Origin of the sequence: Enterococcus sp. AZ103 (genome assembly GCF_051714685.1) — a bacterium.
Taxonomy (GTDB): Bacteria; Bacillota; Bacilli; order Lactobacillales; family Enterococcaceae; genus Enterococcus_A; species Enterococcus_A alishanensis.
The window spans coordinates 1,987,963-2,014,061 of the sequence record NZ_JBIOSI010000001.1 but is presented as its reverse complement, the minus strand read 5'-3'; the positions used below and the strand labels follow the sequence as shown (position 1 = coordinate 2,014,061).

Sequence of the window (26,099 nt, the reverse complement as noted above, 5' to 3'; positions counted from 1 at the left end):
CGAATAGACATTCCGTCCATCCGCCCAATTGTAGCTTAAAGTTATTGTGAAACCAAATTACATTTTAGCGTGGAAAGTCCGGCTAATAACGTCCATTTGTTGTTCACGAGTTAAGTCGATAAATTTAACAGCATAACCAGAAACACGAATTGTGAAGTTTGCATACTCTTCTTTTTCTGGGTGTTCCATTGCATCAACTAATTTTTCTTTACCAAATACGTTCACGTTTAAGTGATGAGCGCCTTGGTCAAAGTAACCATCTAATACGCTTGTCAAGTTAGTAATACGTTCTTCTTCATCATGACCTAAAGCATCAGGATTGATACTTTGAGTATTTGAAATACCGTCTAAAGCATATTCGTAAGGCAATTTAGTTAATGAATTTAATGAAGCTAATAATCCATGTTGTTCCGCACCGTAAGATGGGTTCGCACCAGGAGCTAAAGGTTCGCCAGCTGCACGACCATCAGGTAAAGCACCAGTTGCTTTTCCGTAAACAACGTTTGAAGTAATTGTTAAGATTGAAGTAGTTGGTTCAGAATCACGGTAAGTTTTGTAATGTTCTAATTTTTCCATGAATGTTTTAAGTAACCAAACTGCTAAATCATCTGCACGGCTATCGTCGTTACCATATTTAGGGAATTCTCCTTCAGTACGGTAGTCAATAACGATACCATCTTCATCACGAACTGGATATACTTTAGCGTATTTAATTGCTGATAATGAGTCTACTACGTGTGAGAATCCAGCGATACCAGTTGCGAAAGTACGTTTTAAGTTTGTATCCATCAAAGCAAGTTCAGCTGCTTCGTAGAAATAGCGATCATGCATATAGTGAATGATGTTCAAAGTATTTACATACATACCAGCTAACCATTCCATCATGTCATCGTATTTAGCCATTACTTCATCAAAGTCTAAAGCATCATCAGAAGTGATTGCTTGATAAGCAGGTCCTACTTGTGTTTTAGATTTTTCATCAACCCCGCCATTGATAGCATATAATAAACCTTTTGCTAAGTTAGCACGAGCACCGAAAAATTGCATTTCTTTACCAGTTTGAGTGGCAGACACACAGCAACAAATTGCATAGTCATCTAACCATACTGGACGCATAACATCATCGTTTTCGTATTGGATTGAAGAAGTATCAATTGAAACTTTAGTTGCATATTCTTTAAAGCCTTCTGGTAAACGTGAAGAATAAAGAACAGTCAAGTTTGGTTCTGGAGATGGTCCCATGTTTTCCAATGTGTGTAAGAAACGGAAATCGTTTTTAGTAACTAAAGTACGTCCGTCCATACCCATACCAGCAATTGATAATGTTGCCCAAACTGGGTCGCCAGAGAATAATTCATTGTATGAAGGGATACGAGCAAATTTCACCATACGTAATTTCATTACTAAATGGTCAATTAATTCTTGTGCTTGATCTTCATTCATTAATCCGCGTTCGATATCTCTTTGGATATATACATCCAAGAAAGTTGAAACTCGGCCAATTGACATTGCCGCACCATTTTGTTCTTTGATTGCAGCTAAGTAACCAAAGTAAGTCCATTGAACCGCTTCTTTAGCATTTTCAGCTGGACGAGAAATATCGTAGCCATAAGCTGCAGCCATTTCTTTCATACGTTTTAACGCATTGTATTGATCAGTAATTTCTTCACTTAGACGAATATCTTCATCTGAGAATTGACCATGTGTTACATTTTCGTGATCATGGAATTTTTGTTCCATCAAGTAATCAATTCCGTATAATGCTACACGACGATAGTCACCAACGATACGTCCACGACCATAAGTATCAGGTAAGCCAGTAATAATTTTATTACGACGAGCTGCTCTGATTTCTGGAGTATAAACATCAAAAACACCTTGGTTATGTGTTTTATGGTATTTTGTAAAAATTTCAGTATATTTAGGGTTAGGAGTATAGCCATAGCTTTTCAATGATTCTTCAGCCATTTTAATACCACCATAAGGCATAAATGCACGTTTTAAAGGTTTGTCAGTTTGTAAACCAACAACTGTTTCTTTGTCTTTTAAAGCTTCATCAATGTAACCAGCACCATAAGCATTTGCAGCTGAAACAACATCAGCTTCCATGTCTAATACGCCGCCATTTTCACGTTCTTGTTTTTGTAATTGTTGTAATCTGCCCCATAATTTGTCAGTTGCGTCAGTAGGGTCAGCTAAGAAAGATGCATCGCCTTCATAAGGTGTGTAATTTGCTTGGATAAAGTCACGTGTATTAATTTCAGTTTTCCATAAGTGACCTTTAAATCCATCCCATGCGCTTTTTTCAAGATTGTTCATTTTTTTAAGTTCGTTTGTTGCAGTTCCCATTCAAGAGACCTCCTTAGAAATATCCAACTATTTAATTGCTACAGCTCTACAAAAAGAGTATAACACATCTTTAAATGTTTGCAAGGTTTTCTTGTAACAGTTTGCACAATATTTTCCCGAGGTTTTTGTTATCGTTAACAAAACGCTGATATCAAGCTTTTTGCAACATATTTACTTTTTAAAATTCTTAACAAATTTTCTTGAAACAGTTATTATGTGATACAAAAAACGGCTATCTGTATTAATACAGATAGCCGTTTTCATCAATCTGTGTAGTACAGATTAACTGTTTTCTTCAGATAATTCCTTCACTAATGAAACACTATATACTTGACCTTCATTTTTTTCATCTATCACAAATGATCCGTTCGACATACGATCACTTAAGACGATATCAGAAATCGCGATTGAGTGTTCAGTGCCATTTTGACTAGTGATGTTTAATTCCCCTATTGACTGATCCGTTAAATAAACCAATCGATGAGGATTTTTCTTTAATTCTCTGAAAATCATTAACCCTCGTTTAGCACGACCAAGTTGAGGTAGTTCTTGAGCCAAGATACGTTTTGCCGCACCTCGTTGACTAATTAATGTAATTGGTGAATCCCCTTCAGAAAAGACTAGTGCACCACCAACAATGAAATCGCCCTCTTTCAAGTTAACTGATTTCACACCAGCAGCTTTCGCACCTAAACAAGGAACTTCAGTTAATGGATAACGCAATCCAAAAGCTCGGTTGGTAGCAGTAAAGATGTCCATGTCATTTTTCTGATTGGTTAAAATCGCTGAAACAACTTTATCTTCAGCGTTTTTCATTTTCATTGCTAAGGTTGAACGACTTCGATAGGTACGCCATGGAGAAAATTCAGACATCTTCGTTTGCTTAATCATGCCTGATCTTGTCATAAAGATAAAAACAGCATTCTCATCAATCTCTTTATAAGGAAATACTGCTACCACTTCTTCATCGATTGATAAATTTGAGATTGTTTGTGAAATATGTTCACCAACATCTTTCCATTTTAAATCAGTAATTTCATGAATTGGTCGATAGATCATATTGCCATGATTGGTTAATATCATTAAATGGTCCAAGGTATTCAATTTATCAATAAAGATTAGTTGATCGCCATCTTTCATGCCATGTTCATTTACTTGTGAGGCATTATATGACCGAATACTACTACGTTTCAAATAACCTTCCTTTGTTAAGGTCACTATGACATCTTCTTGTGTGATTAAAACTTCAGTTTCAATTTTTATTTCAGAAATTTCTTCTTCAATTTTAGTCAGACGGTCATTGCCATATTGTTTCTTAATTTGACGTAGTTCTTGTTTCATTATTTTAAAAAGTTCTTTATCACTGTTTAAGATTAATTGTAATTCTTTGATCTTAGCTGCTAACTCTTCAGCTTCTTTTTCTAATTGTGTGATATCCGTATTGGTTAAACGATACAATTGCAAAGTCACAATTGCTTCCGCTTGTTCTTCGGTAAAATCAAATTGGGCAACTAAATTATTTTTGGCATCTTTTTTATCTTTACTTCCGCGAATTGCTGCAATGACTTCATCTAAAATCGACAAAGCTTTAACCAAACCTTCGACGATATGCTGACGTTTACGTGCTTTAGTCAATTCATACTGGCTTCGTTTAGTAATAACGGATTGGCGGTGACCAATATAGCTCTTTAAAACATGAACCAAGCCAACTTGTTTTGGTGTCATATTATCAATTGCAACCATATTGAAATTATAATTGATTTGTAAATCAGTATTTTTAAATAGGTAGTTTAGAATACCTTCTGCATTCACATCTTTTTTCAATTCCACAACAATTTGCAAACCAGTCCGATCTGTTTCATCACGAACTTCTGCGATACCATCAATTTTCTTGTTTAAACGGATTTCATCCATTTTTTTCACTAGCACAGCTTTATTAACCTCATAAGGAATTTCATGAATGACAATTTGTTGTTTGCCACCTTTTAACTGTTCAATTGAAGTCTTTGAACGTAAGATTACTTTGCCACGACCTGTTTCATAGGCCTTTTTGATTTCATCTTTTCCTTGTAAAATTGCACCAGTTGGAAAATCTGGTCCAGGAATATAAGTCATAATTTTAGTTAGATCAGCATTAGGATGATCAATCAAATAAATGGTACCATCTATCACTTCAGCTAAATTATGGGTCGGAATTTCAGTTGCATAACCTGCAGAAATCCCTGTTGAACCATTAACCAACAAATTAGGATACGCAGCTGGTAAAACAGTCGGTTCTTTTTCAGTATCATCAAAATTCCAGACGAAGTCGACTGTTTCTTTTTCGATGTCTTGCAGCATTTCACCGCTTAATTTTGATAAACGTGCTTCAGTATACCGCATCGCAGCAGGTGGATCTCCATCCATCGAACCGTTATTACCATGCATCTCAATTAATACTTCCCGTAATTTCCAGTCCTGGCTCATTCGGACCATAGCTTCATAAATTGAACTGTCGCCGTGAGGATGATAATTCCCCATGATATTTCCAACTGACTTAGCAGACTTACGAAACCCTTTGTCAAAAGTATTGCCATCTTTATCCATTGCATACAAGATGCGCCGTTGAACAGGTTTTAAACCGTCTCGAATGTCCGGCAGTGCCCGTTCTTGAATAATGTATTTAGAATAGCGCCCGAAGCGTTCTCCCATGACTTCTTCTAATGTTAATTCTTGAATCGCATGTTGATTTTCCAAGGCTATTCCTCCCCATCAAATAAATTTGCTTGATAAATTTCCGTTTCAGTTGGATCTTTAACTACAGTGGTAGTTGCCGTAATATCGTCTTCTGTTTTACTGTCCAACAAACTACCATCTTCTTCCAAGGTAAATTGAACATGGCTTTCAATCCACTTTCTACGGGGTTCAACTTTATCCCCCATTAAAGTAGTGACTCTTCGTTCTGCTTTAGCAGCGTCATCTATTCTTACACGAACCAATGTACGATGCTCTGGATCCATGGTTGTTTCCCATAATTGATCAGCATTCATTTCTCCGAGACCTTTATAACGCTGTAACATATAACCTTTGCCAACTGTTTCAATCGCTGATTGTAATTCATCGTCAGTCCAAACATATTCCACTACTTGTTTTTTACCGCTACCTTTTGAAACTTTATACAATGGTGGTAAAGCTATATAAATTTTCCCAGCTTCAATCAATGGTTTCATATAACGATAAAAGAAAGTCAGTAATAAGACTTGGATATGGGCACCATCGGTATCCGCATCGGTCATGATTATCACTTTATCGTAATTGCAGTCTTCAATACTAAATTCTGGACCAACGCCAGCACCAATTGTATAAATCATCGTATTGATTTCTTCATTTTTTAAGATATCTTGCATTTTGGCTTTTTCAGTATTGATGACTTTCCCTCTTAAAGGCAAAATTGCTTGGAATTTTCGATCGCGTCCTTGCTTAGCTGAACCACCAGCAGAATCTCCTTCGACTAAAAATAGTTCATTACGTTTTGCATTCCGGGATTGAGCCGGAGTCAATTTACCAGAAAGTAGTGACTCACCTTTTTTACGTTTTTTGCCATTACGGCTTTCTTCTCGCGCTTTACGAGCAGCCTCACGAGCTTCTCGGGCTTTGACAGCCTTGCGGACCAACATCTGACTATTTTCGCTATTTTCTTGTAGATAGTAGCCTAGCTGTTCACTAATCACACTATCAACCGCTCCTCTAGCAGCTGGCGTTCCGAGTTTTTCTTTGGTTTGGCCCTCAAATTGTAATAGGTTTTCAGGAATGCGAACTGATAATACTGCCGCCAAACCTTCACGGAAATCTGTACCTTCTAAATTCTTATCTTTTTCTTTCAGTAACCCAGTTTTACGAGCATACTCGTTGAATGCCTTTGTAATCGATGTCTTCATCCCTGCTTCATGGGTACCACCATCTTTTGTGCGGACGTTATTAACAAAAGATAAGATATTTTCTGAGTAGCCATCATTATATTGATAAGAAAACTCAACTTCGATTCCTTCTTTTTCTCCAGAAAAATAAGTAACCGGTGTTAGAGTATCTTTGTCTTCATTTAAATAAGCTACAAATTCCTTGATACCTTCTTCAAAATGATAGACTTCAGAATTTTTTTCTTCTCCCCGTAAATCATTTAAAGTAATTTTGACACCACGTAATAAGAAAGCCGATTCTCGCAATCGTTCAGCTAAAGTATCAAAAGAAAATTTAACTGTGCTAAAAATTGTATCATCTGGCATAAAATGAACCATTGTACCGTTTGGTTTTTTAGTTTTGCCAATTTTTTTCAGAGTGCCTTGTGGTTTACCACCATTTTTAAATTCTTGTTGATACTCAACACCATCACGAACAATATTTACTGTCAGCCAACTTGATAGAGCGTTTACCACACTGGCACCAACACCATGTAATCCACCAGACGTTTTGTAGCCGCCCTGACCAAATTTTCCGCCGGCATGTAAAATAGTAAAAATTACTTCTACCGTGGGAATTCCTGAAGCATGCATCCCAACTGGCATCCCACGACCTTTATCGCTAACTTCCACACTATTATCAGGGTGTAAAGTTACTTCAATGTCACTACCGAAACCAGATAATGCTTCATCAACTGCATTATCAACGATTTCATAAACCAAATGATGTAAACCACGGCTGTCAGTCGAACCGATATACATTCCTGGACGTTTTCTAACTGCTTCCAATCCTTCTAACACTTGAATAGAAGCATCATTATATTCATTATTTATCTTCTTAGCCAATCCTACAGCTCCTATCTAAAAAATACATCTCTTGTATGATACGCTAAATTTGGCCAAAAAAAAAGCCTCCCTTAGTACCCGAGAGGCATTTTATCAATTTTTTGTCATGATTACAAATAAAAGTTTATCCTCTTTTACCTAATTCGATCTTGATACACCGATTCATCACGACATCTTTTTTTCCGGCTTCTTTCAAAATTTCATAAGCTTCTTCGCTTTGTAAACCTAATTGAGCCCAAAATATTTTTGCATCTGTTTTGATAAAATCTTCGGCTACTTGTGGTAGAAACTCACTACGACGGAAAATATCAACAATATCAATCGACTCAGGAACTTCAGCTAAGCTTGCGACAACAGGAATCTCATTCACTGTCTGACCAGCAAGTTTCGGATTCACACCGTATAATGTATAATTAAATTTTTTCAAAAGATCCGAAATGGCATAGCTTGTTTTAGTTGGATTATCACTTAAGCCCACAACCGCAATAACTTTAGCATCATTCAGATAATCGAAAATCTTTTCTTGACTAGGATTTTCAAACGCCATCAGTCCACCTCTTTCTTTTTTTATAGTATAACATGTGAAATTGATTTGTTCACATATTTGAAATCTGCTAAAATGAACATATTATTGATAGAAATGAGGATTTATATGGAAACAGCTATGCTTTTGGCAGTAGCTTATTTTTTAGGTTCGATTCCATCAGGTGTCTGGATCGGCAAAATTTTCTTTAAAAAAGATATCCGTGATTTTGGTAGTAAAAATACCGGCACTACCAACACCTTCCGTGTTTTAGGTAAAAAAGCCGGTGCAATTGTTTTTTTGATGGATTTATTAAAGGGAACTTTAGCAACTTGCCTACCAATGATTTTCCATTTAGAGATTAATCCACTTTGGTTCGGTTTAGTTGCTGTCATCGGCCATACTTTACCAATCTTTGCTGGATTTAAAGGTGGAAAAGCAGTTGCAACAAGTGGTGGCATGTTATTAGGTTACAGTCCCCAGTTTTTCTTGTATTCGCTAATCTTTTTTATCATTATTTTGTACATTACCAGTATGGTGAGCGCTACTAGTATCATTGCAGCGATCTTTGTAACATTATCGACAATTATTTTACCCTTGACACATACAGGAATTCTACCTAACTTTAACTGGTTATTAACTATTATTTGTTTTGCACTAACTTGCTACATTATTTATCGTCATCGAGAAAACATCATTCGAATAAAAAATGGTACAGAAAGCCGAATATCCTTTGGTTTACACAAAAAATCCAGCTAATCGCTTAGGCGACGAGCTGGTTTTTTTAAATTTCTCTCATTAAAAATACATTATCAACCGCAACAACCGGATAGTCCTTTGGAAAATCAGTCAATGGTAAAGCGACAAACTGATTTTTCTTGTAAAATCCCAAAGCCGCCTTGAAAATATCAATAGTTCCTAAATATACATAGTGAATGTCTTCGGTTTTACAATAATCCAACAACACATCCAATAATTTCTGACCAACTTGAGCTTTGCCACGGTATTTTTTATTAACAAACATTTTTCTTAAAGCACTATTGCCATCCTTCAAACGGATCAAAGCAATTGTCCCTACCACCTGACCTTGGTCGATAGCTAGCCAAAAATTTCCACCATCTTTTTGATAAAAATCAGGAATATTAGCCAAATCTGGCTGATCTGCTAACGTAATATTTACCCCAAATTCATCTGTTTGAATACCTACAATCAAATCGGTTAACTGCTGCTGGTATTTTTTATCATACTTAATAATTTCCATTCGTTTCACCTCAATGAATAGTAATTGAAAATTCGGTTTTAAATGTCTCGTTTGCTGGCAAATGCTGCATACCTGCTTTGTCCTCCAATTTGCCAGTGCTATTAACTGTATCCGCAAATCCCCACCAAGGTTCAATACATAAAAAGGGTGCTTCTTTAGGCATTGGAGACCAAAAGCCAACGTAAGGAATATTATTATAAGTCACTGTAACGTTATGTTTTGAATCTTCTGAACCAACAGTATATGAATTAAGTCCACGAGTTTCATAAATTAACGCATCTTCTTTAAATAAGTCATGACTCAATTGAATATTGGTGTTGGTTTGACCTAAAGTTTTTTGATCTAAATTAGCAAACGGTCCCTCCAAAGGAATCTTTATCCGACTTTTTTGCGGTGAAAAAGCAATAAAATAGTCATCAAATGTTAAGTTTTCTTCTAAAGGAATGTTAAACGCTGGATGTCCACCCAAAGCGAAAATTAATTCGCCTGAACTAGGATTTTGGACTTCAAAACGTATCCGGAGCCCCTCTCCCCAAACCTCATAACTAACAATCAAAACAAAATCAAAAGGATAGATCTTTTTTGTTTCAGCATCACTCTTCAAAATAAATGTAGCTTTTTCAGCAGTTTGCTCTAACAATTCAAATTTTTTATCACGGGCAAAACCATGTTGACCCATTGGATAATTTTCCCCTTGATAAGTATATTGGTCGTTCTTCAAACGACCCACAAAAGGAAATAGAATTGGTGCGTGACGTCCCCAATAATTTGGGTCAGCCTGCCAAATATACTCAATTTGATTCGCAGAAAGACTGGTTAATTCTGCCCCTTTTTCATTAATTATTGCAGTCAAATATTCATTCTTAATTGTTACTGACATTTGCAAGCCCCCTCGTTTAGCGGTGACGGGCCAGCTCTTCTTTAAAGAGCGGGTTCAACACCTTTAAGTATGTGCCTTTCATTCCTAAAGATCGTGAATCAATAATACCAGCCGATTCTAACTTTCGTAAAGCATTTACAATCACTGAACGAGTAATCCCAATTTCATCAGCAATATTAGAAGCAGTTAATCTTCCTTCATCACCTTCGAGAGCTGCAAATATCGCTTTTACAGCCTTTAATTCACTATATGAAAGAGTGTTAATGGCCATTTGGACAGCTGTTTGTGAACGAACATTTTCTTCAACATTTAAGAATTGTTGGTACAAAATTTCCATACCGACAACAGTTGCACCATATTCTGCTAGGACTAAATCATCGTCACCAAAAGCTTCATCTGTTCTAGCTACAACAATTGTTCCTAAACGCTCTCCAGAACCGAAAATCGGAATCACTGTTGTCAAACCATTAGGATAATATTCAGATCGTTCGGTTGGAAAAGCGGTTAAAGGATTTTCCACTGAAATATTGGCTTCCGTTTTTTCAACGTTTTCCATATTCAATACATATATTTCTGGAAATTGCCGATCAACAATAAATGACTTTACCCGATCAGTATTAATATCAATCTTTTCATTGTAACCTAATAATTTTCCATCAGAACCGATAATATACGTCAAAGCTTCTAACACATCTCCTAAAATTCGAGCCATGTTATTGTAAGGCATTTCAGCTTGTGGTTCAAAAGCGTTTTTTTGTTGCATCAATTTATTGATTTGACGAGTTTTTTCTAGCAATGAGACCATATTTTTAACAACCCCTTTTTTATAATATATAGCGACTTAAATCTTTGTTTTCAGCAATGCTAGCTAATTTTTCATCCACATAGGCTTCCGTAATGCGGATTTCCCCCATTTGCATATCTGGTGCTTCGTATAATAAATCTTCTAGTAATTTCTCTAAAATAGTATGAAGACGTCGAGCCCCGATATTGTCCGTTTCACGATTGACATTGTACGCAATTTCGGCAATTTTTTTGATAGCTTCTTGAGTAAAAATCACATTAACATTTTCTGTTCCGATTAAAGCAACATACTGGCTGATTAATGCATTGTTCGGTTCAGTTAAAATACGAACAAAATCTTCCGCCGTTAGATCAGATAATTCTACCCGAATTGGGAAGCGACCTTGTAATTCAGGAATCAAATCACTTGGTTTAGATAAAGAAAATGCACCACTAGCAATAAATAGCACATGGTCAGTTTGAATGGCACCATATTTTGTATTTACTTGTGAGCCTTCCACGATTGGCAAGATATCTCTTTGAACACCTTCTCGCGAAACTTCTCCTGAATTTTGTTGGGATTTTGAAGTAATCTTATCGATTTCATCAATGAAAATAATGCCTGAACTTTCAGCCAATCGAATTGCTGCAGTAGAAATATCCGCCTCGTTAACAAGTTTTGCTTGCTCTTCTCTGACTAATAATTCTTGCGCCTCTTTAACAGTGACTGTTCGTTGGATCTTTTTACTAGGACTTAGCGCGCCTAATGCATCATTAAGATCAATACCCATTTGTTCCATCGCATTATTCATTTGGGGAGCATTTTTTTTCGGCTCTTCGATTTCAATAGTCACTTCGCGGCTATCTAAAGCACCCTTTTCTAATTGTTCTAAGATTGTTGAACGATTCACTTTTATTTCTTCTGTGATTTCTTCTTTAGGTTCATTGGTTTGTGCCTGATTAAACATATTCATCATTTGTTGATAAGGATTATTATTTTGGTTATTTTGTTCTTTTTTGATTCCAGGAACTAAAACTTTCACTAATCGTTTATTAGCTTTTTTTAAGGCTTGGCTATATACACGAGAATACTGTTCTTTTTCAACTATTGTAATTGCATTTTCGACTAAATCCCGCACCATCGACTCAACATCACGACCAACATAACCAACTTCGGTAAATTTTGTAGCTTCGACTTTGACAAAAGGTGCTTTAACAATTCGAGCCAATCGACGAGCAATTTCAGTTTTCCCAACACCAGTTGGACCAATCATTAAAATATTTTTTGGCGTTACTTCTTGCTGCATACTTTCTTCTAATTGCATTCGTCGATAACGATTCCGTAATGCAATGGCAACTGATCTCTTAGCGTCATTTTGACCGATAATATATTGATCTAATTCAGCGACTATTTCTTTTGGGGTTTTATTCATTTCACTCATTTTTTAACTCCTTTACATTTCTTCGACAATGATATTATGATTAGTGAAGACACAAATATCTGCCGCAATATTTAAAGCACTCTCAGCAACTTCTTTAGCACTCATTTCAGGATTATGTTTTTTCATTGCTCGAGCAGCAGCTAAAGCATAGTTTCCTCCTGAACCGATGGCTAGAATACCGTCATCTGGTGCAATTACTTCACCATTTCCTGATACTAATAGCATTTCTTCTTTATTCATAACAATTAACAAAGCTTCTAAGTTTTTCATTGCTTGTTGAGTGCGCCACTCTTGGGCTAACTCAACGGCTGCTCTTTGTAAATTGCCATTGTATTCATTTAATTTGCCTTCAAATTTTTCTTCAAGGGTAAAGGCATCTGCCACACTGCCTGCAAATCCGACTACCACTTCTCCATTATAGATGCGGCGAACTTTTCTAGCGGTTCCCTTCATCATGATTTGTTGTCCCATGGTTACTTGACCGTCTCCAGCCATCGCCAATTTGCCGTCTTTTTCAACGGCACATATAGTTGTTGAATGAAATTGTGATTCTGACATTCCTGTTTCCTCCTAGTTTATGCTCTTGGATGAAATGAGCGATAATTTTTTTGTAAACTTTCCTTTGTTACATGTGTGTAAATTTGAGTGGAAGATAGATTACTATGACCCAATAGTTCCTGCACCGTTCTTAAATCGGCCCCATTATTTAGTAAATGCGTGGCAAAAGTATGTCGCAGCATATGTGGATGAATGTCACTAGCTAAACTACTCTTTTTTATAATTTGTTTTAAGACATATTCAATTCCAGTTGGCGTAATCTGAACACCTCGATGGTTAATGAATACAAAATCATGGCTTTGTTGAAAATGTGCCATGATTTTTTGTCGGCCATCATTTAAATATTCTTTTAAAGCATCCGCTGCATAAGATCCCAGTGGCACATAACGATCTTTACCACCTTTTCCGTGAATCAATAAGACACTATTATCAAAATCTACTACTGACAAGATTAAGTTAGCGCATTCACTCACTCGCAAACCAGCACCGTATAATATTTCTAATAATGCCCGATTTCTTTGATCCAATGGTTTATCACCAGATACGCTATCAAATAATACTTGTATTTCTTTTTCAAAAAAGAAACGTGGCAACTTAGCATTTTTCTTTTTTAAATGGACATAAGAAAATGGGTTTTCCTCTATCATCTCTAGACGTAAAAGATACTGGTAAAATGATCTTAAGCTAGCAATTTTACGGCTAATCGTATTGCGACTATACTCGAGATCGTTTAAATAGGAAAGGTAAATTCGAACATCTAAATGTTGCACTTTTAGTAAATTAGCTTCACCAGATTCTGTCAAGAATTCTAAAAAATCAGCTAAATCATTCCCATAGCCTTTTTCCGTTTCAGGTGAATAACCTCTTTGATTAATCAAATAACTTAAAAATTCTGAAATTAATTTTTGGTTCTCCATTTAATCACCTCAGATATATGTAAATTTAGCACAGCCAATCGATAAATACAATTAAATTGTCAGAATTTATTGAGTTTTCACGAATCACCTTACAATTTCCTATTTAGGTTTTTTAAGATAACAAAAAAAGATGAAGTCAATATGAACTTCATCTTTTACTTTTATTAAATTTTTGTTTCGGCTAATGCTACTAATGCACGATTGGCTAACGTTTCATAGCGTAGTTTTTTATCTTTGATTCGTTCAGGCAAACTTGGAAATAAACCAAAGTTGGCATTCATTGGTTGGAAGTGTTTTCCTTCTGCATGAGTAATATAATATGCCATTGAGCCAATCGTAGTTTCTGGTGGAAATTCAATCAACTCTTCACCCTTGGCTAATTTTGCTGCGTTAATTCCAGCGACTAAGCCACTACCCGCACTTTCAACATAACCTTCTACACCAGTCATTTGTCCGGCGAAAAATAAATCAGCACGTTTTTTGCTTTGATATGTGGGTTTTAATAATTCTGGTGAATTCATAAAACTATTACGATGCATAACACCGTACCGTAAAAACTCAGCATTTTCCAAACCGGGAATCATTCGAAAGACTCTTTTTTGTTCGCCCCATTTTAAATGAGTTTGAAAACCTACGATATTGTACATTGACGCTGCCGCATTATCCTGACGTAATTGAATAACTGCGTAGGGCCGTTTACCAGTTTTAGGATCTTCTAGTCCAACTGGTTTCATGGGACCAAAAAGCATCGTTTTTTCTCCACGATTCGCCATTACTTCAATCGGCATACAGCCTTCGAAATATTTTTCTTTTTCAAATTCTTTTTGCTCAGCTACTTCTGCTTCAATAAGTGCCTCTCGAAAAGCATCAAATTCTTCTTTATTCATTGGACAGTTTAAATAAGCTGCCTCACCCTTGTCATAGCGTGATTTCAAATAAACTTTTTCTCGATCAATCGTTGAACCATCTAAAATTGGAGCCGCAGCGTCATAAAAATAAAATCCGTGGGAACCATTATATTCAGCAATTTTCTCAGCCAATGTTTCAGAAGTCAAAGGACCCGTTGCAATTACAGTAATTCCATCAGGTAAGTCATTCACTTCTTCATTAATGACAGTCACTAAAGGATGATTTTTAACTTTTTTTGTAATCAATTCTGAGAAGCCTTCACGGTCAACTGCCAAGGCACCACCAGCTGGTACTGCTGTTTCATCAGCTGAAGTTATGACGACAGAATTTAAGCGTCGCATTTCTTCTTTTAAAACTCCTACCGCATTTGCCAAACTGTTTCCTCGTAACGAATTACTACAAACTAGTTCAGCGAATTTTTCTGTTTTATGAGCGGGTGTTGATTTAACTGGACGCATTTCATATAAATTCACCGGGACGCCTGCTTCGGCGATCTGCCATGCGGCTTCACTACCAGCCAATCCCGCACCAATTACATTCACAGGTTTCATCTTGTTCCTCACTTCAAATTATTTTTGCGGTGCTTCTTCATAATCACCGTTCACACAGACTACTTGTTTGCCACCTTTAACTTTTTTCTCAACTAAGTAGCCGCCATCTTTCGGACAATTACGGCCAATTGGTTTATCCCACGAAGTAAAATCACAATCTGGATAACGAGAACAACCATAGAATAAGCGATTTTTCTTAGACTTTCTTTCCACAACTTGACCTTCATGACAGACAGGACACTCCACACCAATTTCTTTAATGATTGGTTTGGTATTACGACAATCTGGAAAGTTACTACATGCATAGAATTTTCCGTATCTTCCAAGTTTAATCACCATCGGATTACCACAAACGTCGCAGTCAAAACCTGCTGGCTCATCTTTAATTTGGATTTTTTCCATATTTTCTTCAGCTTTTTCTAACTCTTCAGCAAATGGTCGGTAGAATTTATCTACGACTTTAATCCATTCTTCTTTGCCTTCTTCGACTTTATCCAAGTCATTTTCCATCGAAGCTGTAAAGTTAACATCGACAATTTGTGGGAAGAATTCCACAATCAATGAATTAACAATCTCGCCTAGTTCTGTCGGCTCAAAGCGTTTTTGATTTAATTTTACATAGTAACGTCGTTGAATTGTTTCTAAAGTTGGTGCATAGGTTGATGGACGTCCCACGCCATTTTCTTCTAAAGTTTTTATTAGAGTTGCTTCACTATAACGAGCTGGTGGTTGGGTAAAATGTTGTTTTGGTTCGATATCGATAGATTGCACTTTATCGCCTTCAGCTAAATCTGGCAAAATATTGTCTTTATCTTCTTTGCCATCATCGCGACCTTCTATATACACAATCATATAACCTTTAAATTTCACTCTCGAGCCATTTGCTACAAAAGTCACACCATTTTGTTCCAAAGTTGCGCGAACTGTATCAAAAACGGCTGGTGTCATTTGACTGGCAACAAAACGTGACCAGATTAATGTATAAAGTTTTAACTGATCTTTATCTAAGTATTGTTTCATTACTTCTGGTGTACGAGTGACACTGGTAGGGCGAATTGCCTCATGGGCATCCTGTGAACCTTGTGGATTTTTTGTTTTACGGGCATGGTGTTGCGAATATTCTTTACCATAAGTTTCTTCAATGTAAGTCGCTGCTTCAGTCTTAGCCGTATCAGAAATCCTAGTGGAATCTGTACGCATATAAGTGATTAAGCCAACTGTTCCTTGTTTACCTAAAGTAATTCCTTCATACAATTGTTGCGCTACCATCATGGTTTTTCTAGTACGGAAATTTATTTTACGAGCAGATTCTTGTTGCAAACTACTTGTGGTAAATGGATTTGGCGCATTTCGTTTACGCTCTTTCTTTTCAACTTTGGTGACATCATAATCTTTACCATCAATTCGATTGATAACTTCTTTTACAGCCTCAGAGTTTGGTAATTTTTTCTTTTTACCATCGACTCCCCAGAAATTAGCTTTAAATTTTTTGGTTTTCTTTTTAAAATTACCGTCAATACTCCAATATTCTTCTGGTTTAAAATCACGAATTTCTTTCTCGCGATCAATAATAATTTTTAAGGCAATCGATTGGACTCGGCCAGCACTTAAACCTTTTTTGACTTTTTTCCATAAAATAGGTGAAATGCTATAACCTACTAAACGATCCAATGCACGACGGGCTTGTTGGGCATCGACTAGTGAAACATCAATTGTCCGAGGTTCTTTGAAGGCAGCCTTTACTGCATCTTTTGTAATTTCGTTAAAAACCACTCGATTTTTATCTTCCAAATCTAATTTCAAAATATATGCCAAATGCCAAGCTATCGCTTCACCTTCACGGTCCGGGTCACTTGCGAGATAGACATTTTGCGCTTTTTTGGCTGCCTGTTTCAAGCCCTTAATCACATCGCCTTTTCCACGAATGTTGATATAATGAGGTTCATAATTGTTTTCAACATCAATCCCCATTTTGCTTTTCGGTAGATCGCGAACGTGTCCGACACTTGCTACAACTTTATAATTTCTCCCTAAATACTTTTCAATTGTTTTTGCTTTTGCTGGCGATTCCACAATGACTAAATTCTTATAGGCCAAAGTTTTTTGCCTCCTTAAATTTTTTCTTCTATTATATATCTACTTTTTTGAAGCTTTTTTCAAATCGTAGCCTATATTAGCCATTCAGAATTTATTTGTCAAGTAAGCGCTAGTAAATTTTTTTCAATAATTGGTAAGAATCTATAATATTCTGCACGTTCTCCACACAGACCGCACCATCTTGAATCAGTTGATGGCAACCACTGGAACGACCATCAATAATGCTTCCGGGTACAGCAAAAACTTCCTTACCATACTCCAAAGCAACTTGAGCCGTAATTAGTGACCCGCTACGAACTTTTGCTTCTACAACTAACACACCACTTGCCAAAGCAGCAATGATTCGATTCCGCATTGGAAAATGAAATTTTTGTGGAGACGTGCCATTAGGATACTCGCTTAAGATTAAATGATTTTTAGCCATCTCAATTTGTAAGTTTGCTGACTCTTTAGGATAACAAATATCTAAGCCTGTACCAATTACAGCAATTGTTTTTCCAAAATAACTGATGGCAAATTGATGGGCATACGAATCGATCCCCTTAGCTAAACCACTAACAATCACAAATTGGTGCTTCACCAAATCTCCAACCAATTTTTTACAAACGTCAAAACCATAATTAGAGGCATTTCTCGCACCAACAACTGCAATTTTACTTCTGGAAATAAGATCAATATTCCCTTTATAAAAAATAACAAGTGGAGGCTGAGGAATTTGACGTAATTCTTCAGGATATATTTCATCGCTGTAAGTAATGTATTGATGCGTTCGTTTTATTTCAGCTAAATGATCCATAGTCACATCGTGCCAATTATTCGGCTGACGGCATTTGGTAATTAAGCCAATTTCATTAGCCGTCAGATTCCAAAAATGATTTGTTTTAGCAAAATTGTAAATTTTGGTTTTACTAACGATGCCTATCCCTTTTGTCAAGCTTAACCGCAACAAAAAATCTCTTTCTTCCAAAAAAATCCCCTCTTTTCTACCATTTATTAATAAGGTAGTTTAAAAGAGAGGTTTTGATTTATTTATCTTTAATCGGTGCGAAAGTTTTACGATGAATCGATAATATTCCTTGACTCTCAATAGCAGCCAAATGTTGTTTTGTGCCATAACCAGCATTTTTTTCAAAACCGTATGCCGGATAATCTTTACCATAATTTGCCATCCACTCATCGCGATAAACTTTGGCAATAATGCTGGCAGCCGCGATCGACACCGAACGGGCATCTCCTTTGATAATTTTTTCTTGAGGTAAGCCGTTTGGTAATACCATGGCATCAATTAGCAAGCAGTCTGGGGAGATTTCTAACTGATCAATTGCTCTTTGCATCGCAACTTTTGTGGCTTCATAAATATTTATTTGATCGATTTCCTCAGCCGTTGCTTCCCCAATTCCAATCGCACGAGCATTTTTCTTAATTTCTTTAACTAAACTTTCTCTTTTAGCTATAGATAATTGTTTAGAATCATTTAAACCAAGAATTTGATGATCTTCATTTAAAATAACTGCCGCTGCAACTACAGGTCCCGCTAATGGCCCTCGACCAACTTCATCAATGCCACAAATTGCGGTAAAACCGGCCGCTTTTTTCTCTTTTTCAAATTGCGACATTTCTTGATATTGTTTTTTTAAAGCAATTTTTTTTGACTGTTGATTTTCCCACTGAATAATTGCTTGCTGAACACCTTTTCTGGAATCCTCACGAAAGATCATTAATTGTGGGTCATTATCTGCCGTAATTGTTAATAGAATTTGTTTTATTTCTCGAATTGACAGCTTCTCCATTAGTCTACCTTCTCCTCATATCGATCAAGTGTGAATCGTCCTAAGCGTCCTTGACGTAATTCATTGATTAACAACTCACTACCACGTTCATAATCATCCTTAAAACCGCGTTTTTTGGTGATTTCCATTAATATTTCCGCTGCTGGTTGAAACAAATCATCTTCAGATAATCGATACCGTTCCATCAAAATTTCTGGATAAAAACGACTAAGAATTTCCAACTCGTAAATGGCTAAATCATCCAATTGTAATAAATCATCCTTAATCGCACCAGTCAAAGCCAGCTTTTTACCCACCTCTGGATCTTCGAATTTTGGCCACAAAATTCCTGGTGTATCCAATAATTCTAATTGTGAATTAAAACGCAACCATTGCTGACCTTTTGTTACACCTGGCTTGTTACCTGTCGTGGCAACTTTTTTCCCAGCTAAGTGATTAAGTAATGTTGATTTCCCCACATTTGGAATGCCTAAGACAATTGCTCGAATAGCTCGTTCTTTTAGACCTTTTTCTTTATCCCGTGCTCTTTTTTCAGCCAAAACCTTTTTAGCAGCTGGTACAATTTGTTTGACACTTTTATCATTTTTCGCAGTCAAAGCCAATGTTTCATAGCCAAGATTGTTAAAATAGTTTTGCCACTTTTGGGTTTGGACAGGGTCCGCTAAATCTGCTTTGTTTAATAATATAATCCGTGGTTTTTGTTGAATAATTTGATCCAGCATCGGGTTACGGGATGATTTTGGTAGCCGAGCATCTACCAACTCAAAAACGATATCTACATATTTTAATTTTTCCTGAACTTCACGCCGAGCCTTCGCCATGTGCCCTGGAAACCATTGTATAGCCATATAAATACTTCCTCCTAATACCTTAAATCTTAGATAGTCACCTCTGATTGTACCATAATTAAATGGATGTTTTTCTTTGAATAATACAAAACAATCCACTTAAATTATTTAAATAGTATTAAAACTACTTTCTTTTTCAAAATTGCTCAGGTGTTTATATTTCCCCCTAAAAAAACAACTATCAGTTTTTATCTTTTTTTTCAAAATATGCAATTTTTTGAACACGGTTATTTTAATAAAAAAATGACACAACCGATCTGCATCTTTTCACAATTTTCTAAATTCTTATAAAAGTTACACATCTAAATAGTTTAATTCTCAATTCATCCTTCAGAGGAATAGTAAAAAGAAGCTACCAAAATAACTTTAGCTATTTTTATCAACCATAACTACTGAACTTCCGATTGTAACAAGCATTCCTGCGTATACATAGTCTGTCCGCCAGTAATCTTCTGAAGCGGCTTGCCACAGTCTTCCATTCCTAGACCACTTCAATAGAAATAATTAACCTAACAAATATCAACATAATTAACCCGTCTAGTGACTCCACTAAAAAGAAATAAATCGATGCTGCTGCAACATATAGAAAAAACATAGGTTCGATGATGGCATGTACAATTTTTAAATGAAATGGTTCCTTTGTATCATTTGATTTCTAAAAAATTTTATCAATTTTTTTATTTTATAGATGGTTTTTTTCATAATAAACAATATATTAGGCTACAAAAAGGCCAGTACGTTTAATATTGAAGAAAAAAGAGTGCTTTTTTTCATTGGAAATGTTTCATATCCTGACAAGGTTTTTTATTTCTAAAAAAAGTATTTTTACTTCAATATTTCTAGAAAAACTATACTTTATATATAGATAAAAATTTGTTTTTCTAAATAAAAAAACTATGTAAACGGATTCAAAAAGCACTTTATGTTTAAAAAATATGCAATTATAATAATTGCTATTGAAACATGCTCGCAAAGGAGGAGGAGGATTGGACTTTTTAGTAACACTATTTGAGAATGATCTACACTCTCTATATTTAATGAAAAATCCGATTTTATTAGGATTATTAATTGTAGCAGTGTCTGTTTTATCGTTGAAAGGAATTGGACAAATTGGAAAAGGAAAAAAACACAATAAAAAAGAACTGTAGTCTATATATATGGATATTGATTGCATGGGGAATTTTAAGTGCTTTCGGTTTAATTACTTTCATTACAACAATTATTCAGAACAAAGCCATGAATGTATCTATCTGGACCATTATTCTTTTAATGGTAAATACTGTTTTCATCTTATATTTTTGGTTAAATGGAACGAAAGATATTGTTTATATTTTCTTTTATCAGTTTAAATATAGAAAATTGCAAAAACAAGAACTGAAGGTATTAGAAACAGATGTACTACCTCAATACAAGGATGCTCGTGTTCTGTTGCTTTACTGTACTTGCAATGATTTTATAGAAGACAGTTTAACTACTTCTATGAATCAACAATATTCAAATTATAAAACAGTCATCCTTGATGATTCCAGCGAAGATCAATACAAAGAACGAATTGATACTTTTGCTCAACTCCATTCAATTGAAGTTGTAAGAAGAGAAGATCGTGAAGGATACAAGGCTGGTAATCTGAATAATTATCTAGTGGATCGAGATGATTATGATTTTTTTGTTATTTTAGATAGCGATGAAATCATTCCAGAAGATTTTATTACTAAATCCTTACATTACTTTTCCTATTATCCAGAAATAGGGCTATTACAAGCTAATCACATATCAACAAGAAATAAAACGAAATTCATGGAACGTTTTTCTGTAGGAGTAGATGCACATTGGCCAACTTATCAATCAATGAAAGAAAGATATGGATTTATGTCGTTTTTGGGACATGGAGCAATGATTTCTAGAGAATGCTTTAAAGCAGTGGGACAGTTTCCACATCTTGTTGCAGAAGATTTATGCTTTTCTATAGAAGCAAAAATTAAAGGCTATTTTACAGCTTTCTCAACTTATATTGTATGTGAAGAAGAGTACCCTGTAGACTACTTTGCTTTTAAAAAAAGGCATCTGAAATGGACAGGCGGAAATTTAGAATTTATTAGTAACTATGCAAAAAAATTAATGTTTAGCAAAAATTTACGCTGGTTTGAAAAGTTAGATGTTGTTCTATTCACATTTAGTTTACCAATGTCTACAGTTTTCTTTTTATTTTTGATTATCAATTTAATTCTCCTGCCAGTATTGGGTGTGAGCGCAGGGTATCCGCTATGGTTAATGACACCGACAATTATATTCTTGTATGCGCCAACTATTAATGACATGGTCTATTTATTAGGCCGTTATCCAATTCTAAAAAGCCTTGGATACTTATTTTCTGCCTTTCTTCTTTATGGTTCATTATATTGGATCAGTTTTTATGGAGCGACCAAAGCGTGGATTGGGATTAAACCAAAATTCATTGTAACACCAAAAGAAAATCAGCAATATTTATTATTAGAAACCATAAAAGGTAACATCCAAGAAATCATATTTTCTTTTGGGTTAGTGATCTTGTCCGTGTGGTTTACTAAAAGTCTATTGCCAATCATTTTAATTGTGCTACCTAGCCTATCAGGCATCTATCTAACTTCTTTATGCAAAAAAAGTGACAAAAATAAAAATGATGAAGGAAAAGTTACAGACCTAATAAATAATGAAGAAATGATTGAGTAATCTTAAAATGATAATTCTTTGAATTTTTACTTTTTAAAGAATCTTCCACTGAACATATTCAAAGAGATTTTAAAAAAATTCAGAAACTAGAGAAATCATATTTAATTTATCACTACTCGAATAAGTTAGAGATATTTAAAAATGTACATCTCTTAATAGTGGGTTTGAGGCACCATCTTATAAAGACAATTAGATCATACTATTTCTTTTCGATTTCTAAACTTCTGCCAGAATTAAATAATGAATTAATATAACTACGTTTTTTAAGATTTCAAGTCCTCTTTTAAATGAGGGCTTTTTTCAACACAGTCAGTTCAACAATTTGAAACTGTTAAACTGTGATAAGTAAAAATATCGCTGTGGAAGCCTCTACAGATAAATTCCCACATTATTAATTTTTTTCAAATCATAATATAATATCATAATTAGAATATACGTTTTGATTATGATGCGCCTCGCTCGGTTCATTTCATAGTAACTTCCCCCATTACAAATATAAACAATAGATCTAAACAAAGAATTATCTTCTTTTAAAAAGTATTATCTTTACCATACAATAATACATAAAGTCAGACCCTAAAGTCTAATTTACATTTGATAAGTTACTAATTGAAGTAACTCTTCTTTAGTAATTTCAAAAAATTTAAATGAGTATTTTCCCATTAAATCATCTGATTCAAATCAAATAATAAAAAACAAAACCATTAAGCATAAAACGTGATGTTTTCATCTACTTCTGCCAAATTTTTCATGCTAACTTTATCTTCATAGGTATCGCCTGAACCATCTGAATTAGTAGTCCAACCAGTAAAAAAGTCGCCTGATGGTTTATGCTGATTCACATTTAGATTTGTATCTTTATCGTAAGAGACTGTTTGGTTATTCATGGTTTCAGTAGCATCTGCAGCATTTTTATCAAAAATTCCAAGATACAATTAAGTAAAGAAATCACTAGATTAATTATCATTTTCACTCAAATATATAGTCTATACAAGAATTTATTAATCACTTTTTAAATATACTAATATTAAAAATAATAATATTTCCACATAAATTATTTATATTTAAATCAATTTAAAGATTTTAAATTTATTTTTTCGTTAATTCAGTACCAATTACACAAATTTATTTAGAAAATATTTAGAATATTTGTTTAAAAATTTTTGCAAATAAAAAACAATGAAACTACAAAAAAATACTTATCCAAATATTAATTAATTATTTTAATATATTTTTGCGTTAAATAATGACTGAAAGAACGAACTTCAATTTATGATATAAAAAAATGACTTTCAAAAGTTAGAATGGTCATCTAACTTTTAAAAGTCATTTTTTAAATATTATTTTTTAAATTAATACATGCTTTAGGAAAATCCGCCAAAATAGCTTCCTTAGTTGTTTCGCCAATCACAATGAATTCTAAATCTTCGAAGTCTGAATTTACATGATAAAATCGTTGCCATGCAGATGGGCTTGTCAGATAAACAGCACTTATAGAATGTTCCATTAGTAACTTTTTTAAAAAATTTTGATCCTCTTGAGTGAAATCATTCTCGTATGCAACATATGAATAAACATTGTCTGTTTTTAAAAAGTTTTCCAAAAACTTGTCTGCTAGTTGGCTTTTGGGATAAAAAATACTTGTACGTTCAGGATATAATTTTTTCCAACTTGTTAACATAGCCTTTTTTGTTTCTATGGGACTAACAAAATCAGGATTATAACCATATTTTTTAACTTCGTTTGCAGTTTTTTTCCCAATAGCTGCAATTTTTATATCTTTTGGCGCAACAGATAAAATTGTTTTCACTGGAGCTTGACTCGTGAAAAAAACCCACTGACTTTTCTCAAATTCATTGATTGCTTCAACTGATAATGGAAGAATCTTTATCACACTTAATGGAGCGACTAATGTTTGATAACCTAGATTTTCAAAAAAAATACGATCTGGGTGATTTAATCCTTTTCCACGTGTCAATAAGATAGTTTTTTCATGGCTTTTTTTGCTAGTGATAACGGATCACTCCCTGTTAAGACAACTTTTTCACCATCAGATTCACGGTTTTCTGCTAAAAAGCCATAAAAACACCATTCTCCATCTGCAAGCTTTTTAGCATAAGCACCAATCGGCACATCACAATTTCCATCCATTTGTTCTAGAAAATATCGTTCAGCCAGTGCCGCCTGATATGTTTCTAAGTGATTGATTTTAGATAATAATTGACATAACTCACTATCATTTTTACAACATTCTATTCCTAAAATACCTTGACCTACAGCAGGCACACAAATCTCTGGAGCTAATATTTGATACTCATCAAGAATATCAAAATAATTCATTCGTTCTAAACCTGCGCAAGCCAACACTGTGCCATCCAAGTTTTCCGTTACCATTTTTTTCAGACGAGTTTCAATTTTTCCACGAATAGGTACGAAGCGCATCTGTGGAAATTGATTAGCTAATTGTTTTGCACGTCTAATACTGCTAGTTCCAATAGTTAAAGGTCGATTCAAATCCACCTTTTCTTTTAAAATCAAACAATCTAAAGCAAGAGCTCTTTGAGGAGTTGCCGCTAATAATAAATCCGATGGCAATTTTGCAGGCATATCTTTTAAACTATGGACAGCAAAATCGATTAACCCCTGCTGAAGTTGATATTCAACTTCTTTAACAAAGACACCTTTACCACCAATTTTTGTGAGATCTGCTTTTTGTAAACGATCACCTTTAGTTGATAAACCAACAACCTCACATTCAATTTCAGGTGCGACTGCTTTTAGTAAATCGATCACAATTTGGGTTTGTCTCATAGCCAAAGGACTTTTTCGTGTGCCTACTCTTAATTTTTTCATGGATACCTCTTTTATTTTAATCTCTCACTTATTATAGAAGAAGATTCGTCATTATCCAATTCTTTTGCTGGTTCCTTCATGCCGACTTTAAAGGCTAAGAAATACATACCCGCTAAAATCACGCCTCCACCAACAAGGTTCCCTAACCAAACAACAACTAGATTGACAATATATTGATTCATCGTTGCACCACCGGCAAATATTCCCGCAGCAATTAAAAACATGTTAGCCACTACGTGCTGATAACCAGCAATGACGAAGCCAGCAATTGGCAAAAATGTCCCCATAATTTTACCAATAAAATCTTTTGCTGCCATATTCATATACACACCTGTACAAACCAAAATATTACAAGCAATTCCTGATAAAAAAGCTTGCAAGGGTGCGTCAGCAATTCGACCTTGCGCTACAGCAATCGTTCTTTCCACAAAGGGGCCTTGCAACGTATTGGATAGATAACCAAAGAAAAAGGCTACCGCAACTGCACCTACTAAATTGAAAACTGTCACTAAAAACATATTTCTGGCCCACTGCTTCAAAGTAATTGCTTTCGCATACAATGCCATCGAGACAGAAAGCATATTACCGGTGACTAATTCACCACCAACTAATAATAAACAAATTAAACCAAATGGAAACATCAATGCACCCATTAAATTAACAAAAGTACCCCATTCAGCTGGCATAGATCCCATTGTTCGAATCATTGCAACACCAGCGACACCAATAAAAACTCCTGCCATGATACTTAAAACTGCTGTTGTTAAAAAACCATAATTTGCTTTTGCTGTTCCTCTTTTAATTGCTTCATCGACTAATTCTTTTGGCGATAATGACAAGTTGCCACT

The 26,099-nt window shown here is 35.0% G+C and carries 22 protein-coding genes; 3 read left to right on the top strand and 19 right to left on the bottom strand.

The window, feature by feature from the left end; genetic code table 11:
• Positions 1-57 precede the first annotated feature (57 nt).
• The 4 genes from pflB to ID741_RS10070 form a co-directional block, all read right to left on the bottom strand.
• Positions 58-2,349 carry a formate C-acetyltransferase gene (pflB, locus tag ID741_RS10085; protein WP_218325118.1) on the bottom strand — a complete coding sequence of 764 codons (2,292 nt, stop codon included), beginning with the start codon at positions 2,347-2,349 and terminating at the stop codon, positions 58-60.
• 282 nt (positions 2,350-2,631) lie between these two features.
• The gene (parC, locus tag ID741_RS10080; protein ID WP_425514601.1) at positions 2,632-5,040 is read right to left on the bottom strand and encodes a DNA topoisomerase IV subunit A; all 2,409 of its coding nucleotides are present in this window, start codon (positions 5,038-5,040) and stop codon (positions 2,632-2,634) included.
• Between the two features lie 47 nt (positions 5,041-5,087).
• Positions 5,088-7,130, bottom strand: a complete 2,043-nt coding sequence (gene parE / locus ID741_RS10075; RefSeq protein ID WP_218325116.1) for a DNA topoisomerase IV subunit B — start codon at positions 7,128-7,130, stop codon at positions 5,088-5,090.
• Positions 7,131-7,254: 124 nt separating this feature from the next.
• Complete coding sequence (locus tag ID741_RS10070; RefSeq protein WP_438719873.1) at positions 7,255-7,677, bottom strand: CoA-binding protein; 423 nt, start codon at positions 7,675-7,677, stop codon at positions 7,255-7,257.
• A gap of 105 nt (positions 7,678-7,782) precedes the next feature.
• On the opposite strand from ID741_RS10070, the gene plsY reads away from it, so the two are divergent.
• A complete protein-coding gene (plsY, locus tag ID741_RS10065; protein WP_218325114.1) occupies positions 7,783-8,412 on the top strand; it encodes a glycerol-3-phosphate 1-O-acyltransferase PlsY in 630 nt (209 codons plus the stop codon).
• Between the two features lie 25 nt (positions 8,413-8,437).
• Here plsY and ID741_RS10060 read toward each other — a convergent pair whose 3' ends face one another.
• The 11 genes from ID741_RS10060 to ylqF form a co-directional block, all read right to left on the bottom strand.
• On the bottom strand, positions 8,438-8,914 hold the full coding sequence (locus ID741_RS10060; protein WP_438719872.1) for a GNAT family N-acetyltransferase: 477 nt from the start codon (positions 8,912-8,914) through the stop codon (positions 8,438-8,440).
• 10 nt (positions 8,915-8,924) lie between these two features.
• Positions 8,925-9,794 (bottom strand): aldose 1-epimerase family protein, encoded by an 870-nt coding sequence (locus ID741_RS10055; protein ID WP_218325112.1) that lies wholly within the window; start codon positions 9,792-9,794, stop codon positions 8,925-8,927.
• A gap of 16 nt (positions 9,795-9,810) precedes the next feature.
• Positions 9,811-10,599 (bottom strand): GTP-sensing pleiotropic transcriptional regulator CodY, encoded by a 789-nt coding sequence (gene codY, locus ID741_RS10050; RefSeq protein WP_438719871.1) that lies wholly within the window; start codon positions 10,597-10,599, stop codon positions 9,811-9,813.
• A gap of 19 nt (positions 10,600-10,618) precedes the next feature.
• Complete coding sequence (gene hslU, locus ID741_RS10045; protein WP_218325110.1) at positions 10,619-12,019, bottom strand: ATP-dependent protease ATPase subunit HslU; 1,401 nt, start codon at positions 12,017-12,019, stop codon at positions 10,619-10,621.
• A gap of 12 nt (positions 12,020-12,031) precedes the next feature.
• On the bottom strand, positions 12,032-12,577 hold the full coding sequence (gene hslV / locus ID741_RS10040) for an ATP-dependent protease subunit HslV (RefSeq protein WP_218325109.1): 546 nt from the start codon (positions 12,575-12,577) through the stop codon (positions 12,032-12,034).
• 17 nt (positions 12,578-12,594) lie between these two features.
• Complete coding sequence (gene xerC, locus ID741_RS10035) at positions 12,595-13,494, bottom strand: tyrosine recombinase XerC (protein WP_438719870.1); 900 nt, start codon at positions 13,492-13,494, stop codon at positions 12,595-12,597.
• A 164-nt stretch (positions 13,495-13,658) separates the two neighbouring features.
• Complete coding sequence (gene trmFO / locus ID741_RS10030) at positions 13,659-14,954, bottom strand: FADH(2)-oxidizing methylenetetrahydrofolate--tRNA-(uracil(54)-C(5))-methyltransferase TrmFO (RefSeq protein WP_438719869.1); 1,296 nt, start codon at positions 14,952-14,954, stop codon at positions 13,659-13,661.
• An 18-nt stretch (positions 14,955-14,972) separates the two neighbouring features.
• Positions 14,973-17,051: a type I DNA topoisomerase gene (gene topA, locus ID741_RS10025; protein WP_218325106.1), complete on the bottom strand. Its 2,079-nt coding sequence runs from the start codon at positions 17,049-17,051 to the stop codon at positions 14,973-14,975.
• Positions 17,052-17,160: 109 nt separating this feature from the next.
• Complete coding sequence (gene dprA, locus ID741_RS10020; protein ID WP_438719868.1) at positions 17,161-18,018, bottom strand: DNA-processing protein DprA; 858 nt, start codon at positions 18,016-18,018, stop codon at positions 17,161-17,163.
• A 58-nt stretch (positions 18,019-18,076) separates the two neighbouring features.
• Positions 18,077-18,841: a ribonuclease HII gene (locus ID741_RS10015; protein WP_438719867.1), complete on the bottom strand. Its 765-nt coding sequence runs from the start codon at positions 18,839-18,841 to the stop codon at positions 18,077-18,079.
• The gene (ylqF, locus tag ID741_RS10010) at positions 18,841-19,689 is read right to left on the bottom strand and encodes a ribosome biogenesis GTPase YlqF (RefSeq protein ID WP_438719866.1); all 849 of its coding nucleotides are present in this window, start codon (positions 19,687-19,689) and stop codon (positions 18,841-18,843) included. The genes ID741_RS10015 and ylqF overlap by 1 nt, the downstream gene beginning before the upstream one ends.
• Before the next feature lie 986 nt (positions 19,690-20,675).
• On the opposite strand from ylqF, the gene ID741_RS10005 reads away from it, so the two are divergent.
• Both ID741_RS10005 and ID741_RS10000 read left to right on the top strand, forming a co-directional pair.
• Positions 20,676-20,837 carry a hypothetical protein gene (locus tag ID741_RS10005; RefSeq protein WP_218325102.1) on the top strand — a complete coding sequence of 54 codons (162 nt, stop codon included), beginning with the start codon at positions 20,676-20,678 and terminating at the stop codon, positions 20,835-20,837.
• A complete protein-coding gene (locus tag ID741_RS10000; protein ID WP_438719865.1) occupies positions 20,800-22,398 on the top strand; it encodes a glycosyltransferase in 1,599 nt (532 codons plus the stop codon). The genes ID741_RS10005 and ID741_RS10000 overlap by 38 nt, the downstream gene beginning before the upstream one ends.
• Positions 22,399-23,102: 704 nt before the next feature.
• Here ID741_RS10000 and ID741_RS09995 read toward each other — a convergent pair.
• The 4 genes from ID741_RS09995 to ID741_RS09980 all read right to left on the bottom strand — a co-directional run bounded on the left by ID741_RS09995 (position 23,103) and on the right by ID741_RS09980 (position 26,090).
• Positions 23,103-23,333, bottom strand: a complete 231-nt coding sequence (locus tag ID741_RS09995; protein WP_438719864.1) for a hypothetical protein — start codon at positions 23,331-23,333, stop codon at positions 23,103-23,105.
• A 398-nt stretch (positions 23,334-23,731) separates the two neighbouring features.
• Positions 23,732-24,376: a uroporphyrinogen-III synthase gene (locus ID741_RS09990; RefSeq protein WP_438719863.1), complete on the bottom strand. Its 645-nt coding sequence runs from the start codon at positions 24,374-24,376 to the stop codon at positions 23,732-23,734.
• The gene (gene hemC / locus ID741_RS09985) at positions 24,373-25,251 is read right to left on the bottom strand and encodes a hydroxymethylbilane synthase (protein WP_438719862.1); all 879 of its coding nucleotides are present in this window, start codon (positions 25,249-25,251) and stop codon (positions 24,373-24,375) included. The genes ID741_RS09990 and hemC overlap by 4 nt, the downstream gene beginning before the upstream one ends.
• 11 nt (positions 25,252-25,262) lie before the next feature.
• Entirely contained in the window at positions 25,263-26,090 is an 828-nt protein-coding gene (locus ID741_RS09980) for a formate/nitrite transporter family protein (protein WP_438719861.1), read from the bottom strand.
• Between the last annotated feature and the right edge of the window lie 9 nt (positions 26,091-26,099).

Bases quoted from the DNA above. Each gene is read 5' to 3' on its own strand.
- trmFO (WP_438719869.1), bottom strand. From the start codon at position 14,954: ATGAAACCTGTGAATGTAATTGGTGCGGGATTGGCTGGTAGTGAAGCC.
- ID741_RS10055 (WP_218325112.1), bottom strand. From the start codon at position 9,794: ATGTCAGTAACAATTAAGAATGAATATTTGACTGCAATAATTAATGAA.
- ID741_RS10015 (WP_438719867.1), bottom strand. From the start codon at position 18,841: ATGGAGAAGCTGTCAATTCGAGAAATAAAACAAATTCTATTAACAATT.
- ylqF (WP_438719866.1), bottom strand. From the start codon at position 19,689: ATGGCTATACAATGGTTTCCAGGGCACATGGCGAAGGCTCGGCGTGAA.
- hslU (WP_218325110.1), bottom strand. From the start codon at position 12,019: ATGAGTGAAATGAATAAAACCCCAAAAGAAATAGTCGCTGAATTAGAT.
- codY (WP_438719871.1), bottom strand. From the start codon at position 10,599: ATGGTCTCATTGCTAGAAAAAACTCGTCAAATCAATAAATTGATGCAA.
- ID741_RS10060 (WP_438719872.1), bottom strand. From the start codon at position 8,914: ATGGAAATTATTAAGTATGATAAAAAATACCAGCAGCAGTTAACCGAT.
- plsY (WP_218325114.1), top strand. From the start codon at position 7,783: ATGGAAACAGCTATGCTTTTGGCAGTAGCTTATTTTTTAGGTTCGATT.
- xerC (WP_438719870.1), bottom strand. From the start codon at position 13,494: ATGGAGAACCAAAAATTAATTTCAGAATTTTTAAGTTATTTGATTAAT.
- pflB (WP_218325118.1), bottom strand. From the start codon at position 2,349: ATGGGAACTGCAACAAACGAACTTAAAAAAATGAACAATCTTGAAAAA.
- ID741_RS10070 (WP_438719873.1), bottom strand. From the start codon at position 7,677: ATGGCGTTTGAAAATCCTAGTCAAGAAAAGATTTTCGATTATCTGAAT.
- hslV (WP_218325109.1), bottom strand. From the start codon at position 12,577: ATGTCAGAATCACAATTTCATTCAACAACTATATGTGCCGTTGAAAAA.
- parC (WP_425514601.1), bottom strand. From the start codon at position 5,040: ATGGGAGAACGCTTCGGGCGCTATTCTAAATACATTATTCAAGAACGG.
- hemC (WP_438719862.1), bottom strand. From the start codon at position 25,251: ATGAAAAAATTAAGAGTAGGCACACGAAAAAGTCCTTTGGCTATGAGA.